Origin of the sequence: Tardiphaga sp. 813_E8_N1_3 (genome assembly GCF_051811025.1) — a bacterium.
Taxonomy (GTDB): domain Bacteria; phylum Pseudomonadota; class Alphaproteobacteria; order Rhizobiales; family Xanthobacteraceae; genus Tardiphaga.
On record NZ_JBPWQE010000001.1, the window covers coordinates 3,359,112 to 3,375,438 of the forward strand.

Annotated in this window: 17 protein-coding genes; 8 read left to right on the forward strand and 9 right to left on the reverse strand. The window is 62.7% G+C overall.

The genetic code is table 11. The annotated features are described in order from the left end of the window. Positions 1–155 precede the first annotated feature (155 nt). From AB8A33_RS16125 to AB8A33_RS16135, 3 genes are read left to right on the forward strand one after another with little or no spacing between them, the layout of a single operon-like run. Complete coding sequence (locus AB8A33_RS16125) at positions 156–2,444, forward strand: transglycosylase domain-containing protein (RefSeq protein ID WP_439093669.1); 2,289 nt, start codon at positions 156–158, stop codon at positions 2,442–2,444. Positions 2,445–2,468: 24 nt separating this feature from the next. Continuing rightward, positions 2,469–3,047: a DUF1214 domain-containing protein gene (locus AB8A33_RS16130; RefSeq protein ID WP_315841580.1), complete on the forward strand. Its 579-nt coding sequence runs from the start codon at positions 2,469–2,471 to the stop codon at positions 3,045–3,047. Beyond that, complete coding sequence (locus AB8A33_RS16135) at positions 3,044–3,622, forward strand: DUF1254 domain-containing protein (protein WP_315841579.1); 579 nt, start codon at positions 3,044–3,046, stop codon at positions 3,620–3,622. Before AB8A33_RS16130 ends, AB8A33_RS16135 begins: the two co-directional genes overlap by 4 nt. Before the next feature lie 32 nt (positions 3,623–3,654). Here AB8A33_RS16135 and AB8A33_RS16140 read toward each other — a convergent pair whose 3' ends face one another. After that, positions 3,655–4,788 carry a helix-turn-helix transcriptional regulator gene (locus AB8A33_RS16140; RefSeq protein WP_439093670.1) on the reverse strand — a complete coding sequence of 378 codons (1,134 nt, stop codon included), beginning with the start codon at positions 4,786–4,788 and terminating at the stop codon, positions 3,655–3,657. 241 nt (positions 4,789–5,029) lie between these two features. On the opposite strand from AB8A33_RS16140, the gene AB8A33_RS16145 reads away from it, so the two are divergent. Continuing rightward, complete coding sequence (locus tag AB8A33_RS16145; protein ID WP_439093672.1) at positions 5,030–5,848, forward strand: outer membrane protein; 819 nt, start codon at positions 5,030–5,032, stop codon at positions 5,846–5,848. A gap of 135 nt (positions 5,849–5,983) precedes the next feature. Beyond that, on the forward strand, positions 5,984–6,973 hold the full coding sequence (locus AB8A33_RS16150; protein ID WP_439093673.1) for a sterol desaturase family protein: 990 nt from the start codon (positions 5,984–5,986) through the stop codon (positions 6,971–6,973). 18 nt (positions 6,974–6,991) lie between these two features. On the opposite strand, the gene AB8A33_RS16155 is transcribed toward AB8A33_RS16150, so the two are convergent. Beyond that, on the reverse strand, positions 6,992–7,714 hold the full coding sequence (locus tag AB8A33_RS16155; protein WP_439095947.1) for a hypothetical protein: 723 nt from the start codon (positions 7,712–7,714) through the stop codon (positions 6,992–6,994). A gap of 85 nt (positions 7,715–7,799) precedes the next feature. Next, positions 7,800–8,006 (reverse strand): hypothetical protein, encoded by a 207-nt coding sequence (locus AB8A33_RS16160; protein ID WP_068730489.1) that lies wholly within the window; start codon positions 8,004–8,006, stop codon positions 7,800–7,802. Between the two features lie 268 nt (positions 8,007–8,274). Between AB8A33_RS16160 and AB8A33_RS16165 the strand changes: the two genes are divergently transcribed. Continuing rightward, positions 8,275–9,252, forward strand: coding sequence for a DUF2336 domain-containing protein (locus AB8A33_RS16165; protein ID WP_439093675.1), 978 nt, complete (start codon positions 8,275–8,277; stop codon positions 9,250–9,252). On the opposite strand, the gene AB8A33_RS16170 is transcribed toward AB8A33_RS16165, so the two are convergent. From AB8A33_RS16170 to AB8A33_RS16180, 3 genes are read right to left on the reverse strand one after another with little or no spacing between them, the layout of a single operon-like run. Beyond that, positions 9,249–9,593 carry a DUF1491 family protein gene (locus AB8A33_RS16170; protein WP_439085670.1) on the reverse strand — a complete coding sequence of 115 codons (345 nt, stop codon included), beginning with the start codon at positions 9,591–9,593 and terminating at the stop codon, positions 9,249–9,251. The genes AB8A33_RS16165 and AB8A33_RS16170 overlap by 4 nt on opposite strands. Positions 9,594–9,626: 33 nt before the next feature. Beyond that, positions 9,627–10,346, reverse strand: a complete 720-nt coding sequence (locus tag AB8A33_RS16175) for a peptidoglycan-binding domain-containing protein (RefSeq protein WP_439093676.1) — start codon at positions 10,344–10,346, stop codon at positions 9,627–9,629. After that, positions 10,339–12,141 carry a PAS domain-containing sensor histidine kinase gene (locus tag AB8A33_RS16180; protein WP_439095948.1) on the reverse strand — a complete coding sequence of 601 codons (1,803 nt, stop codon included), beginning with the start codon at positions 12,139–12,141 and terminating at the stop codon, positions 10,339–10,341. The genes AB8A33_RS16175 and AB8A33_RS16180 overlap by 8 nt, the downstream gene beginning before the upstream one ends. Positions 12,142–12,589: 448 nt before the next feature. On the opposite strand from AB8A33_RS16180, the gene AB8A33_RS16185 reads away from it, so the two are divergent. Next, positions 12,590–12,979 carry a DUF5330 domain-containing protein gene (locus tag AB8A33_RS16185; RefSeq protein WP_116660479.1) on the forward strand — a complete coding sequence of 130 codons (390 nt, stop codon included), beginning with the start codon at positions 12,590–12,592 and terminating at the stop codon, positions 12,977–12,979. Between the two features lie 92 nt (positions 12,980–13,071). After that, the gene (locus tag AB8A33_RS16190; protein ID WP_439093677.1) at positions 13,072–13,500 is read left to right on the forward strand and encodes a SufE family protein; all 429 of its coding nucleotides are present in this window, start codon (positions 13,072–13,074) and stop codon (positions 13,498–13,500) included. Here the strand turns inward: AB8A33_RS16190 and AB8A33_RS16195 are convergent. From AB8A33_RS16195 to AB8A33_RS16205, 3 genes are all read right to left on the reverse strand, one after another. Next, the gene (locus AB8A33_RS16195) at positions 13,497–14,093 is read right to left on the reverse strand and encodes a DUF6456 domain-containing protein (RefSeq protein ID WP_439093678.1); all 597 of its coding nucleotides are present in this window, start codon (positions 14,091–14,093) and stop codon (positions 13,497–13,499) included. The two genes, AB8A33_RS16190 and AB8A33_RS16195, sit on opposite strands and share 4 nt — an antisense overlap. Before the next feature lie 523 nt (positions 14,094–14,616). Beyond that, on the reverse strand, positions 14,617–15,030 hold the full coding sequence (locus AB8A33_RS16200) for a MucR family transcriptional regulator (protein WP_315841566.1): 414 nt from the start codon (positions 15,028–15,030) through the stop codon (positions 14,617–14,619). Positions 15,031–15,194: 164 nt separating this feature from the next. Continuing rightward, positions 15,195–16,058: a hypothetical protein gene (locus tag AB8A33_RS16205; protein WP_439093679.1), complete on the reverse strand. Its 864-nt coding sequence runs from the start codon at positions 16,056–16,058 to the stop codon at positions 15,195–15,197. Positions 16,059–16,327: the final 269 nt, after the last annotated feature.

Consider the following 16,327-nt stretch of genomic DNA (forward strand, 5'->3'; position numbering starts at 1 on the left):
CGAGCGATGCCATTGGTTTATCGGCCCCGCTCGGCTAGAACTTGGCGAGTCTTCCGGTACCTCGCCGTGCCGCTGGATCGCCGTAATATGTCCGCAAGACATCCACACGCGTCGCAAGCGTGACGCAAGAATATCGCAACAAACCAAGGGCCCCTGTGCCTCAGATCGTGCCATCCCGTTGGAAGACCAAGTTCCGGCATTTCCTGCTGGATCTGGATGCGCGCATAGATTCCGGCCTATTCTCATCCGGCCGCGGCACCCGCGAGCTTTGGGAGCGCTACTCCACCTTCATGGACCGCTTCTATGTCGGTCGCTGGAAGCGCTGGGTGTTCATCGAGCCGCTGTCGGAAATGGCCACCATCGGCCTCGGCGGTCTGATCCTGATGCTCGCTTTGGCGCAGCCGGCGTTTCGCGAAACCGCCGATGAAGACTGGCTGAAGAAATCCGACCTCGCGGTCACGTTCCTCGATCGCTACGGCAATCCGATCGGCAGCCGCGGCATCAAGCACAACGACTCGATCCCGCTGGAAGACTTCCCGGACAATCTGATCAAGGCCACCCTCGCCACCGAGGATCGCCGCTTCTACGATCACTTCGGCATCGACATCGCCGGCACCGCGCGCGCGCTGGTGACCAATGCGCAGGCCGGCGGCGTACGCCAGGGCGGCTCGTCTCTGACGCAGCAGCTCGCCAAGAACCTGTTCCTGTCCAACGAGCGCACCATCGAGCGCAAGGTCAACGAAGCGTTCCTGGCGATCTGGCTGGAAACCCGCCTGACCAAGAACGAGATCCTCAAGCTCTATCTCGACCGCGCTTACATGGGCGGCGGTACGTTCGGCGTCGACGGCGCTGCGCATTTCTATTTCAACAAATCCGCGCGCGACGTGAATCTTGCAGAAGCTGCGATGCTCGCGGGCCTGTTCAAGGCCCCGACCAAATACGCGCCGCATATCAACCTGCCGGCCGCGCGCGCCCGCGCCAACGTGGTGCTCGACAACCTCGTCGATGCCGGCTTCATGACCGAAGGTCAGGTGTTCGGTGCGCGGCGCAATCCCGCGGTCGCCGTCGATCGCCGTCAGGAAATCTCGCCGAACTACTATCTCGACTGGGCCTTCGACGAGATGCGCAAGCTCGTCGATACATTCCCGAAATCCTATATCGAACGCGTCTTCGTGGTTCGCACCGCCATCGACATGAATGTGCAGCGCGCCGCTGAAGCTGCCGTCGAAAATCAATTGCGTCAGTTCGGCCGCGACTATCATGCGACACAGGCAGCCACCGTGGTGTCGGACCTCGAAGGCGGCGTCCGCGCCATGGTGGGTGGCCGCGACTATGGCGCAAGCCAGTTCAACCGCGCGGTGGACGCGATGCGCCAGCCAGGTTCGTCGTTCAAGCCCTATGTCTACACAACGGCGCTGCTCAACGGTTACAAGCCGACCTCGATCATCCTCGACGGCCCGGTCTGTATCGGCAACTGGTGCCCGCAGAACTACGGCCACTCCTATTCCGGCAATGTGACGCTGACGCAGGCGATCACCCGTTCGATCAACGTCGTGCCGGTGAAGATTTCGATTGCGCTCGGCAAGGGCGCGCAGAACCCGGCCAAGGCCGGCCGCGTCAAGATCGTGGAGACCGCGCGCCGCTTCGGCATCACGGCGCCGTTGCTTGATACGCCGTCGCTGCCGATCGGCTCCACCGAAGTCACCGTGCTCGAACACGCCGTCGCCTATGCGACTTTCCCGAACAAGGGGCGCTCGTCGAAGCCACATGCCGTGCTGGAGGTGCGCACCGGCGCCGGCGATCTGGTCTGGCGGTTCGACCGCGATGGCCCGAAACAGTTGCAGGCGATCCCGGCCTCCGTCGCCGCAGATATGGCCGGCATGATGAGCCACGTGGTCAGCGAAGGCACCGCACGCCGCGCGGCGCTGGACGGCATTCCGACCGCAGGCAAGACCGGCACCACCAATGCGTATCGCGACGCCTGGTTCGTCGGCTACACCGGCAACTTCAGCTGCGCAGTCTGGTACGGCAATGACGACTACTCGCCGACCAATCGCATGACCGGCGGCTCGCTGCCGGCGCAGACATGGCACGACATCATGGTCGCAGCCCATCAGGGCATCGAGATCAAGGAAATCCCGGGTGTCGGCGCGGGTACCAAGAATCCTGCCGCAGCCGCCTCATCCGTCATGGCGGCCAACGCGCAGGACGCCAAGCCCGGCCCGCCGCCGGTGCTGACGCGCCGCGGCGCCGACGTCCTGCTGCGTGTCGAGAAGCTTCTCGACGATGCCGGCAAGACAGCCGGTCGCACATCATCCAACGAACCGTTGAAGCCTCGCGCCTCCTCCGCGCTGGCCTTCCCCGAGAGCTACGCGTCGGCGAATGATGCACCGGATGCCAAAACGACCACATCCGCAACCGCCCCCGCGTCGCGCAAGAACTGAAGCTGCTATCATGACGGTGCGCACGTGCGGCTGATCTTCCTCACGCTCCTGGCGCTCGCGATCGCCACTGCTGTCGGTCTCGGTCTGACCTGGACCACCGCAACCCGCGGCACAGACCTTGGCACACTCACCATCGGTGCATGGACTGCGCGCCCGCGCACTGGCACCAGCGAGATCGATCCCTATGCGCGTGCGTCCATTGCACGGTCGGGCGAATTGCCGATCGGCACGGGCGACGGCGTCACCTTCACCGCCACCACCGACGACAAGAAAAAGCCGCTGGACGGTCGTTGCGATATCGTCGTGTCAGGCGTGACACCGGCTGCGCGTTTCTGGACGCTTTCGCTCTATGACACCAAGGGCCGGCTCGTGCCCAACACATTGCAGCGCTACGGCTTCACCAGCCAGGAAGTGGTGCGCAATGCCGACGGCGCGTTCGAGATCCGCATCGCTGCGCGCTCGCGCGCGGGCAACTGGCTGCCGACATCAGCGCTGGAACGCTATGTGTTGATGCTGCGGCTCTACGATACGCCGGTTGGCGTTGCCACCCGGACGCAGAAAGACGCACCGATGCCCACCATTGCCACGGTGAGCTGCCCATGATCCGGCTGCTGTTCGCAATCATCGGTGGTGTCGTGCTCGGCGGCATCGTGCATCTTGTCAGCGTGCTGGCACTGCCGCGCATCGCCACGCAAGACGCCTATTCGCGCCTCGCCTCGGTGACGAAAGAGAACGCAGTGACAGCATTGCCGCAGACCGAGCCGGCCAATGCGCTGTTGCCATTCATGGACCCGGCCTTCGCCATGGCCGTCTGCCGCTACGACCTGGCCAAAGGACCGATCAAGCTCACCGTGCCGGTCAGCCAGTCCTACACATCGGTGTCGTTCTACACCCGCAGCGATGTGGCCTATTATGCGATCAACGACCGCTCCGCCGGCCGCCGCGTCATCGAGCTCGATCTCATGACCGAAGCGCAGCACGAGGCGCTGCCCGAGGAAGAGGACGTCACGTCCGCCGACCGCCTCATCATCGACTCGCCGACCGCGACCGGCCTGATCGTGCTGAAGGCGCTCGCCGCCGAGCCCGGCCTGATGATCCAGGCCCAGGCATCCCTCGCCGCATCGAATTGTCGGGTGCAGACCGATCCACCTGCTGCGCCGGTGAAGGGCAAGCGCTGAGCGCTCGCTATCGCGCCATCAGCTATACCGAGCTATCCCGTTGCCAGCGGCGTGCCGATATCCGCCACGAGCTTCACGAGATCAGCCTGCCGCGACCTGCCGGTCTTGGCGTAGATCCGGTTGAGGTGTGTCTTCAGCGTATTCTCTGAGATCCCAAGCAAAGTAGCAGTCTGGGACGGGTTGAGCCCCTTTCCGGCGCTCACGAGCACGCGCGCTTCGGCGGGCGTGAGTTCAAACAGCGTTGTCAGGACGGCCTCCGGCATTGGAGAGGCCGAGGTCGTTGTCGAGACGAAGACGGCCGCACATGCCGGACGGAAGGCGGCGCGCGCCGTACCATCAATCAAGGGCAAGACATAGGCGACAGCGGGAGGTTGTCCTGCCGCCGATACCGGCAGGCCAATTCCTTTGGCGCCGAGCGAGAGGTCCGACGCAGCGCTTGCGATTGCCTGCAACAAGGCATCACCCATCAATGCGTTCTGTGCCTGAATGGTTCGCCCCTGACGCAGGATCGGACCATCCGTTGCAAACATACGTTCGGCACTTGCATTGGCATGGAGCACCGATCCGGCCGCGTCGGTCAGCACGACGGGCACTGCGAGGTTCTCGAGGGATTCGCGAAACAGATGCGCCGTCACGCGCACGTCATCGAGCAGGTCGCTGATCATCGCAGCTCTGCGTAAATGCGGAGACAGCAAGGTCAGAAATCGTTGATCCTCGGCAGACACGGCCGCCCTGTCCGCCCAGGTGGTGCAGCCGAGCAGACCGATGCGATCCGGCGTGTGAACGAATTTGACGATACTTCCTTCCCGCAATCCCTGCGGTCCGGCCCAATTGCGAAAGAACGCGGTCTGCTGCAATTCACTTTCGGGCATCAGCGAGAGCGTCGATACGGGCGTATCGATATCGCCGACCACAGCAGCTTTCAGGCCCGGAATATCATCGAAACTGTAGTCCTGCAGCGCGCGCATGCGCTCGGCATCCCAGGGCGATTGGGCAGCAAACCGGCCGTGATTGTCTGACGTACCAGCCAGCGCAATCGTGGTGTAGGCCGCATCCATCGTCTGCGTGATGCGGGTGAGAACACTCGACCATCCCTCACGGTTCAGAACGCAGTCGTAGATATCTCCGATGATTGAAGAGAGTACGTCATTGTCGACAACGTCCATGAACATTCCAAATCCGTGATTGCGCGCGCTCTGGTGTGGCAGGGCGAGATCGAAGTCAATTTCCGGATGCGCACACGTTGCATATTTTACCACATCATACTTCGGGGTGACGACACGAAATCCCGCCACGCTTAGCACTGGCGAAGGCGAATCTGGGCGATCCGGACCCGCCAGCCGAAAGACCTGCTGCGTGAGGGCTTTCGTATCTGGAATTCACGCCCCGACGTATCTGGAGAGCTTGATGTCGACATCTGCGAAATTCGCGTGCGTGATTGGTTGCGTTCTGTTGGCATCAACTCCGGCGCTATCCGCAGACAATCTCGCTCAACCGCATTACAAGGCGGCACCCGCTCCCCTGCCAGGCTGGACCGGCGCCTATATCGGCGGCACGGTCGGCTATCGCTGGGCCGAAAGCGCTTCGAGCATTTCGGCGATCGATACGGTCTTCATTCCCTTTTTCCAGTCACAAGGCTCGATGCCGCGCTCGCTCGATTCACGCCTCAGCGGCGCGATCGGTGGCGGCGAAATTGGCTACAACTGGCAATTCGGCCAATGGGTCACCGGCCTCGAAGCCGACTTCTCCTATGCCAGGTCGGCCAGCACCGCTGCCTATGACGCGCCAGAAATCGGTGCCAATCCCACAACCCTGACCAGCCACACGACCGAGCTGTCATGGTTCGGCACGGCACGCGCGCGACTGGGTTATCTGGCGACACCGGATACATTGCTATTTGCTACCGGTGGTCTCGCTTACGGACAGGCCAAGGTCACGACCGGTATTGTGCCGGAACCGACACAACCCTGTGCCAGAAATGTTCTCTGCTCCACTGGCACCGCGTCAGAGACGTTGGTCGGCTGGACGATCGGCGGCGGCCTGGAAACGAAGATTGCATCGAACTGGACGGCGAAGATCGAGTATCTGCATTTCAATCTCGGATCCATCGGCAATACGGCCACCACGCTGACCAGCAATACCTTTTGGCGAGGGACAAAAATGATCGGTGTCGACTCGGACATCACAGGCAATATCGTCCGCATCGGCGTCAATTATCAGCTGTAAGACGACCTCGACCGTGACGTTTTTCCGCATGGAAAACGTCTAGGGAGCCCTCTGGCGTAATCTGCCTGCAATCTGCCGCGGCGAAGCTCCGTGTCCATCGTCGGTCTGCGAATCGGCGGGACAACGGGGCTTGCCATGCAGAACCACCGAAATACGTCCGACACGTCGGGCACCGCCGTCGGCCATTTCCTGTCCGCCGTCTGGTGGCCGCTGCTGTATTTCGGCGCGTTGACGGGCGCGTGGGTTGCCTTCGCGAGCAACGCACCGATCCTCTGGTTCAATGTCGTCTATGCCGCGCTTCTGCTGACGATGGTGCTGCTCGAGCGCATGACGCCGCATCGCGCCGAATGGCTGGAGCATGATGGCGAAACACTGAATGACATCGGGCATACGCTGCTGACCAAGGGCACGGCGCAACTGGCTGTCGCGGCCACCGCGATCGCTCCGATGGCGATGGCGACCCTGACGCGCGCGGGCGATCACGCCTCGCATCTGTGGCCGACACAGTGGCCGCTGATCGCGCAGGTCGTACTCGCGCTGGTGATTGCCGAATTCGGCCTCTACTGGTCACACCGGATCGCGCATGAAAACCTGTTCTTCTGGCGCTTCCATGCGCTTCATCACAGCGTGGTCCGGCTCTGGGTGGTGAATACCGGACGCTTCCACGTCATCGACTCGCTGATCAAGATGGCACTTAGCCAGGCGCCGCTCTACCTGCTCGATGCACCGTTGCCGGTCTTCCTCTGGGTCGGCGCGGTGACGGCTATCACCGGCCTCCTGACCCATTGCAATGTGGAGACGCGCACGGCGCTGTTCGATCCGATCTTTGCGACGCCAAAACTGCATCGCTGGCATCATTCGAAGACGCTGAAGGAAGGCAACAGCAACTATTGCGAGAACATCATGGTGTGGGACCATGTGTTCGGCACCTATCTCAATCCCGCCAAGGCGTCGCCGGACCGGCTCGGCATCAGCGGCAAGGTCGCGCCGGATTTTCTGGGACAGATCGTGCAGCCGTTTTCGCGCAAGGGCGCACGGCAGATTCTGGGCCGCCAGACCGTGCCTGACGATCAGATAAAGCCAGCGGAAAAATCCGACGCCGTAGGACGGATTAGCGAGGCGTAATCCGCCCGAAGCTTCCAGCTATCCGCCGACCTGGAGCACCTTGCCGGGGCGCACTGGCGTGAGGCTGCCGGCCATGGCCGTGGTCTGCGCCGCCAACTCGCCGATCAGCATATCGGCGCTCGACGCCATGCCATCGGGGGCGTGGATCACCATCCGTTCCAGCGCCCACTTGTAGGACGACACCCGGCGCTGCAGGCATTGCTCGACCCACTGCACGATCAGCGCGTTCTCATCCATGCGCGCGATGGCGTCGGCGCGCTCCTTCGGCTCCAGCGCCGAGACCAGCTTCAGGCTGGCATTGCGCTTGCGATCGAGCTCGACGACTTTCGCAGCCGTCGCATAGAAGCCTTCGAAGCGCAGGATGTCGTCGCGCGCGTCGTCCATCAGCACGCTGTAGCGCGACGTATGCGAGCGGTGTGGCTCGTCGATCAGCAGCCGGCCATAGGCCGTGCGATCGTAGGTGACGTTCTGCCGCCATGGCGATGCGATCGGCTTGTAGTCGCCGAACACACTCTTCCACAGGGGGCGCGAATGCGGCGGCTCGATCAGCGGATAAGCGAGATCGCGCATCTGGCGTTCGAGATCGGTGAGCTGGAATTCCGACGACTTCAGGCCGACGCTGCCGGTCGCCTCGACGCCGATCCAGCGATGCATGTCGTCGGTCACCGCATTGTTGCGGGTACGGCCGAAATCGCCGCCGGCGCAGCCGCCGAGCGTGCTGCCGATCAAACTCACAAGCATGAAACACGGCACAAGAAACGACGTCTTGCGCCGAAGCCGTATCCGGTTCGGATGGGATATCGCCGACATCAGGACAGGTCCGGGGTCAGGAACGGGCGCGGCGCTTGCGGCGGCGTCCCGGCGCGGTGCCCTCTTCCGGGCCGCTGCCGCCATTGCTGTCGTCGATCTGACGTTCGATTCGGATCACCGGCAGGATCAGGATTTCCGCGGAGGTCTCGCGGGGAGATGGCGCCACATTCACACCCAGCCGTCGCGCTGCCGCATCCGCCGGAAACTTGATGATGGTGCTCATTATCCAGTCTCTCCGCGCCGCTTCGCCCGTTTTGCCGACGCACCGTCATTAAGGACAGTCATGGTTAATGGCGTGTTAACGCCGCACGCATCGTCGGGACAACGGCTCGGAGACACCGCGCGACATCAACAGACGCATATGCAGCTCGCGCCGCATGGCTGAACCGACTCGTCGGAATCAGATCTGCCTCGGCCAGCGGCCCATGGTTAAACACATATTAATGCGTCTGCGATAATTTGAGGCAAGGTTCCCCTAGTAAGCGTATGCCATGCCTGCCTCACCTCCGATGTTTCCGGGCTTTGACGGATTGCTGACGCTCTCGCGTCGCGAAGGTGTGGACGTGCGACCGACCTTGCTGCGCGTGCTGACGGATCTTTATGTCCAGGCGCCGAACCATACGATCGACGAAGAGAAGCAGTTCGTCGAACTCACCGCACGCCTGATCGATCAGGTCGATGACGCCACCCGCGCCGCGGTGCGCGCGCGTCTGTCGATCTATCCGAACACACCCCGCGCAATCCTCCACCGGCTCAATCTGCGCCCGACCGAACCCGGCCAATCGATGCCGCTCGCGCAGCCCATTTCCACCACCGAGTCTCCCGTGCCGACCGTGAAGCAGCCGAGCGAAGCGCAGATGCGCGTCGCCGCCAATATGGCCATGGCCCCGAGGGATGCGTCCGAGATCAGCACGCTGTTCTTTGCCGCGTCGAGCGGCGAGCGTGCGCAGATCCTGCATAATCTCGCCGAAACGCCGCTGCGGTCGTCAGCCCGTATTCCCCAGGCGCGCGCCGCCCGCGCCATGCATATCCTCGAAATGGCCGCCTTCGCCGAAGACCGCGACAACTTTGCGCGCGAGCTGAGCGAAGCGCTGATGCTGCCAGCCAGCATTGCCGAACAGGTCGTGAGCGATCCCGGTGGCGAGCCGCTTGCCTGCTGCGCCAAGGCGCTCGGCATGAAGAGCGACATCTTCCAGCGCGTGTTGCTGTTCCTCAATCCGGAATTCGGCACATCGGTGACCAATGTCTACCGGATCGCGCGCATGTATGACGTGCTCAGCGAGCGCTCGGCACTGATCATGGTGGCCGCCTGGCGCGGCGCCCATATGGCAGCGACGCGCGCCAAGTTCCGCCCCGCGCTCTATGACGATGAGCGCCATCGCGCACGGCCAAACGCGCCGCAGGCACGGCCGAGCGTTCAGCCCGGCGAGGATATCACGCGCGTGACGCGGAATTCGTCGGGGCGCTAACCCTTCGCCAATTCGAGAAAATGCCGCCCGGCCTTGTCCTCGGTCTCGACGATCCAGACGTCGGGATCGAACGAGATTTCCTTCTGCAAACGCTCTTCGATCTTGCGTTCCTCAACAGGCTGCGGCGGCGACGGCGCGAACACGCGATCAACAGGGCGGCTCTCGTCATAGGCGCTTTGCGGTGCCGGCGTGTAGAGCATCGCGGTGCCATCCAGCAGCGCGACCTTCACGAACACGGCGCCCGCCTCCTCCGCACCGCGGCGACGCACGGCGCCGAACACACCTTCGGTCTGGCAGCGGCGCAGATATGCGGCCACCCATATTGCTGACTTCAATCTCATGGGAACCACGATAGGGCAGCCGCGGGACTGACGCTAGTCGATCGCGCGTCCGGTGACGGTGGCGAGTTCGCGCACCATGCGATCGGACACCTGGCCGGTGACCGGCAGCTTGCGTTCACGCTCGAAGCGCTGGATCGCGGCTGCGGTGTCCGAGCCGACATTGCCGGTTGGCTTCAGCTGGCCGTAACCGTATTCCGTCAGCGCACGCTGTACGGCGGCGACGCGGCGCGTATTGGTGATGAGATCGCCGAGCGGATCGGTCTTTGTCGAATTCGGGATCGCTGCCGGCGGGCGCGCCACGGCGCCCGTGGTCGCCGGTGGTGCCGGCACCTTCAGGAGATTGCCGACCGGATCAGCCGCGCGCTGCTCGACGGGCTTAGCCGCGAGGGATGGCTTGGGCTCGTTGGCGCTGTTGACCGGCTTGGAATCCAGCATGCGGGAATCGAGCTTCGTGTCCGACGACGCAGCATCCAGCGGACGCGGCTTGGGCAGCGGATTGGCGACCTGTGCCGGTGCGGGAAATGCAACGACGGTGCTGGAACCGAACATCGGCGACGGATGATGGCCCTTCTGCAGGAAGATCGCATTGGCGATGATGGCGCTGACCGCTGAGAACGCGATCAGGCCGGCGACCAGATCCTTCGGACTGTGCAGCAGGATGCGCAGGACGATGCCGCGCTCCGCGGGCTCGTCGACGATGGCGACGGCACGGCCACGTTTGGACTTGGTCGCTTTGGAACTGGCTTTAGGCACTCTTCTTCACCTGATGGGCTTGGTCGGATGGCGCGGTGCGCGCCACAGGATTCAAGATCGCGATATTGCTGACGTGTTCAGCCTGCGGCGTAAACTCCAGCGGCAGCGCAATTGTGACGGTAGTGCCTTCGTCGATCCGGCTTTGCACCTGCATCTCGCCACCATGCATGCCGACAAGGCTCTTCACAATGGACAGACCGAGGCCGGTGCCCTCATGGCGCCGCTGATAGGTCTTGCCGGCCTGGAAGAACGGATCGCCGATGCGTGCGAGATCGTCCGATGCAATGCCGACGCCAGTGTCGCTGACGCGCAGCATCAAGCGTGATCCTTCGACGCCCGCTGCCACTGTGACGCTGCCGCCGCGCTCGGTGAACTTGATGGCGTTGGACACGAGATTCAGCAGTATCTGCCGGAACGCGCGCGGATCGCCGTTGATCTCGGGCAGATCCTTCGGCGCATCGGTGATAAGATCGATACCGTTCTCGCGCGCCTTCAACGCCAAGAGATTGCAGCAATTGATCAGCGCCGGACGTGGCGCGAAGGGTTCGGGCGAAATCTCGAAATTGCCGGACTCCAGCTTCGACATATCGAGGATGCCGTTCACGACCGACAGCAGGTGCTGGCCGGAATCGTTGATGAGCTGGGCATATTCCTTGCGCTTGGTCGCATCGAGCATCATCAGCTCTTCCTGCACCAGCATATCCGAGAAGCCGATAATGGCATTCAACGGCGTGCGCAGTTCGTGGCTCATGGTGGCGAGGAAGCGCGTCTTGGACGCATCAGCGCGCTCGGCCTCGATGCGGGCCTGCGCCAATGCCTCTTCCTGTAGCTTGCGGTCGGTGACGTCGCGCAGCACCGCGACGACTTCCGCATCGGCATTGGGCGACAAGATATCAGCGCCCTGCTCCATCGGTCGGCAGCGCATTTCGACCCAAATGAATTCGGACCCGGATGGGCGCAGGCGCTCATTGTTGCGCGCGGCATCGCGACGCAGACGAAATTCGACGCTGCGGGCTTCGCCGCCACGCGCGGCATCCGACAAAGCGGTGAGATAGGCCGGGCGATCGGCCACATGAACGCGGTCGAACAACCCATGGCCGAGCAGCCGCTGCACGGGCGCGCCGACCAGTGCTTCAGCCGCCGGCGAAATGAACTGCACGGCGCCATTGTGACGATGACGCGAGATCACGTCGCTCATATTGCGCGCCAGCAGGCGATAGCGGTCTTCCTCAACATAAAGCAGCGAGACGCTGGTGCGTGCCAGTGACTCCGCGCCGAAGGCCAAACCTGCCGCGTAGATGGTGGCGGAGGCAATACCAAAGGCCGTGAAGACGCCATGGCCGGCGACACCGGCTTCGGATGCGGGCAACCAATCAAGGCTGGTCAGCACGATGAGAATACCGACGCAGGACAGCGCCAGCGCCGATGCAAACGCAACGATACGGCGCGAAGCCGAGAGCGCCGCCTCGATCGGCACCACGACAAGCCAGATCGCCGCGAACGAATTGATGCCACCGGTGGAGATCGCCATCATCATCACGAGGCCGGCGAGTGCGATGGACGACAGCACCTGCGCGCTTTCATAGCGACCAGTGCGCGACAGAAAATATGAAACGAGGATCGGCGCCATCAACCAGGCAAAGGCCGCAACCTCGATCGCGTTCGGCGCGCCGCGCAGCGCGAGATAGACAGGAAAAGCCGCAAAGGCCGCAAGGCTGCCGAGCAGACGCGGGGCCATGAATGCGCGATGACGCGCGCTCGTCAGCGCATCGTAGCGCGCTGAAGGGTGCAGCATGGCATCAAGGCAGTCGCGAATGATGGTCGATACTGTCACTGCTCTCGCTTCGGCTTGATCGTCAAACTCAGACGCGCCGAAACGCCTCCTTTTATCGTTGCGCCAACGTGTCAGAGCGACATTAAGCGAACGCTAAAGCGCATCCCGTGTTCGCCATGCCTAACGCGCAAGTGCTGATTTAAGAGGAGTTTTCGCCTTTCCATTCGGCAACGATGGTGAACGAGTAGTTTCCATCGCCGCGCCCATATGGTTTCGAAAGTGTGCATCCCCAACATCGTGTCGGAAAACGCACGAACAGCTCATCAATGGAAAATTTACGCCAAACCGAATGAAGCGAATTTTCGTCGATTTAACCGCATCGCAAATACTTGCAATTTATCGACGGCTGCTAACTTCGATCCCAATTGCGACAAATCGCAACGGTTCGCAGAGACTAACGGGGTTCGCGATGTTCTTCCTGCTTCGCATGGCATTCTGGCTCGGGCTCGTGCTCGTGCTGCTGCCAAGGGACAAGACGCCAGAGTCGGACAAGCTGCCTCAGATCGGCGCGTCCGATGCGGTATCGGCTGCGAGCGCGGCGATGTCCGACATGGCGCAATTCTGCAAGCGCCAGCCGGCAACCTGCGAAGTCGGCGGCCATGCCGCCACCGTGATCGGCGAACGCGCCAAGGACGGCGCGAAGAAAATCTACCAGATCATCACCGAGAAGAAGCCGGATACCACCGGCTCGATCGGTGGCGAAGGCGAAGATCAGGGCGCGGTTGCCATGGTGAAGCCCGACACGCTCACCCAGGACGATCTCGCCGCCGAATGGCAGCCGCCCACCGTCGCCCCCTAAACGGCTGATTGCGGCGGATAATTACCGCAAACGGCGGTCGCTTTCGGCGCTGTTCGTCCCTATATAGGGCCTGACATTGCTTGCAGGCTCCGATGACCACGATTGACGATATCCGCGATAATTTCGAGCTACTCGAGGACTGGGACGACCGCTACCGGTACGTCATCGAACTCGGCCGCAGCCTCACGCCGATGCCGGATGAGGAACATTCCTCCGCCAACAAGGTCAACGGCTGCGCGAGCCAGGTCTGGCTGTCGCGCCAGGTCGCCCGCGACCACGGTACGCCGGTGCTCAGCTATCTCGGCGACAGCGACGCGCACATCGTTCGCGGGCTGATCGCGATCCTGCTGACGCTGTATTCGGGCCGCAAGGCCGAGGACATTCTGGCCACCGACGCCATCAAGGTGTTCGACGAACTCGGCTTCAAGGAACACCTCACCCCACAGCGCTCCAACGGCCTGCGCGCCATGGTCGAGCGTATCCGCCGGGACGCCACCGAGACGCTGGCGACGGCGAGCTAGGTCTCGAACGCCGCATCATCCGCGAGCCAGGTTCGCACTTTCGATGGCTGTCCCCTGACCTCACTGGCGAGGCCGTAATGCCGCGCGAGGCGATCCAGCGCGAGTTGCAGCACAACCTTGGCCGAACGCGCCGGCCAGTTGCGTTCACGCTCGACGTCTTCGAGGCCACGTAGAAAACAGCACACATCCATCAGAATCCCTGAAAACTCGGGCCCGCAGGCATTCAGCGCCTGACTGACGCGCTGGCGCGACGTCACCATGACGTCCGTCATCTCGCCGGGACTGCTGCCGGCCCCGCGTGGTCGGCCGCCGGTCGGCGCGGCCCAGTTCGCCGTCATGCGCGGCGCCATGTTGCCGCGCGTGAAATCGGCACGCAGTTTCTCGCCGGCGATGAACTGATGCGGACTGATCATGCTGCGACCATCGCGGCCCTTGCGCCGGGCCAGCCAGCCGAGCGGGCTTTCGCTGTCATTGACGAGGACGCTGGCGACGCCGTCCTCGGTGAGGATCTGTCGCGTCTCCAGCGACAGATGCTGCGCGCGATGGCGGTCGACGCGGTCGGAATGCTTGGCGGTGCTGCGGGATGTCTTCATCGGGGCGACTCCATTTAGGATAATAAGCTCACATCCCAAACGACCCGGCAAGCAGAATTTTAGACTTTATTCCTTTATGGGCTTTTATTCAAAAGAACCAATGCCTTCGCACGATCGCTCAAAGCCGCGGCGTTGAGAAAGCGGGTTTCCGGCGGCGACGGCGATTGATCCGCGGCCGGCGCGCGCGAAGAGTTCATCGCAGTCCTAGGCCACGACCTGCGGGCAAAGCCCGACCGCGCGCGACAGATCACTTCCAGAATTCGCGGCACGGCCACGATGCGCTGGATAGCATCGACGTCCGCTGAAAGTCCCCCGTCATACCCGCCAAGTTCACGTATCGCCTGCCTGTGTTGTCACACACCAATAGCGCGTGGCCGGAGATGTATCCCGCATCCAGACGCAGAGCTTTCTTCGTCTCCGATTTGTTCTATATTGGTTCCTGCGGATGGAACCTGACTTTATTGCTTAGCTTTACTTGTGCGGATTACTTGCCCAGATCGCTTGCCCAGGTCACCTGTTCAGGTCACTTGCGCCGGCGGCGCTGCTGGCCCAGCCCCATTTTCTTGGCGAGCTGCGAACGCGCCACCGCATAGTTCGGCGCGACCATCGGATAGTCGGCCGGCAGGCCCCACTTCTCGCGATATTGTTCCGGCGTCATCGAGTACTGCGTGCGCAGATGGCGCTTCAACGACTTGAAGCGTTTGCCGTCCTCCAGACAGATCAGATATTCGGCAGTCATCGATTTCTTGACAGACACCGCCGGTTTGGCCGGCTCCGCCGCGACCTCCGGCCGGCCGTTCGACACCCGCACCAGGGCGGCATGAACCTGACCGATCAGCGCCGGCAGTTCGGACGCCGGTGTTGGATTGTGACCGACATAGGCCGACACGATCGTCGCCGTGAGATCGATGAAGCTCTTGCCGGCGATGTCGTTCATGGTCCGTCGTCTTTCAAGGATTCGAGCCGCACTTTACTTGACAATCATGCGGGGATTACAGCCACAAGGGCAATAACAACGTATAGCGCGCCGGTTTCATTCTGCGTGCAAGATTAGTCGAGATCAGCTGAAAGTGACCGCCCACGGCAAGGGGCTGAGCGGCGTCAGCCCCTGTTGTCGAGATGCTCGCGCAACTCGTCGATCGAGGCGAAGCGCATCATGCCTTCGGGCATCTGCGCCTCGATGGAGCCGTCGGAATACAGCGAATAGGCCATGCCATCGACGACTCCCGATTTCAGCACGGTGACGTCCGATGCTTGCGGCGGCTCTTCGGCCGGCGTCGGCGGAACGTAGCGATCCGGGATCAGTGCGGCATCCGGCAGCTTATCGCTTGGCGGGGGCGACGTACGGGCGGCGCGGCGGATCGCGTCGGAGCGCGAGCGCTCCGGCTGCGGCCAGGCATCCTCGAAATTCTTCGGCGGCTCGGCGGGCGCCTCCGGCGTCGGCATGGCCGCCTCGAATGCGGCAGCGGCTTCGGCCCTCTCCCGCTCCCGGCGCGATGACTGGAACAGCAGATTGCGACGCTTCGGCTCCTCAGGCACCGGTGCCTCGGCGGCAGCGGACGCAAGCCGCTCGCGGTCGCGCAGCACTTCGTCCTGCCACGGGGGAACACCTGGCTCCGGAACGGCAGGTCGCGCGGCCGGCTGGTCACGGCTGAACAGCGGGGCCGGCGCGGGCGCGTCATCCGCCTCCTCTGCGTCCTCCCCCGGAACCGGCGGCAGTTTCAGTTCCCGGCGCGGCAGCCGGGGCGACGGAACCGGTTCATCGATCTCGCCCTGTGGCCCAAACTTCTTCAGCTCGCCGACGGCGAGCGCCATGCTCACCATGATCAAGCCGGTGCAGGCCCCGACCGTTCCGGTCAGGATCAGGGTATTGCCGAAGCCGAATTCCTTGACCGGAATGCCGAAGCCGATCGCGGCAAGGCCCGCCAGAATGACCCCGATCCCGGCAATCAGCAGCAATTTCATAGTCTTCGAACTCCTCGACGGACCACTCGCGAGTCTCGCCATGGGTGCCACGATAGCGTCATATTGCGTGCACCGCCAAACGGCATTTTGCGTTCATCCCTTGTACATCGGCCTGGTGGTAAGTTTTGGGAGAGTTTTCTTCCACCGGAGACAACAGGTTTGGGACAGCCCGCGCCGATCTATCCCTAAACGGTAAAGCTTTTACCTTGTCCTGTTTGTTGCAACGCATTAAGAAACTTCAGCCACAATTCTCAATTACTTCAAAAGAG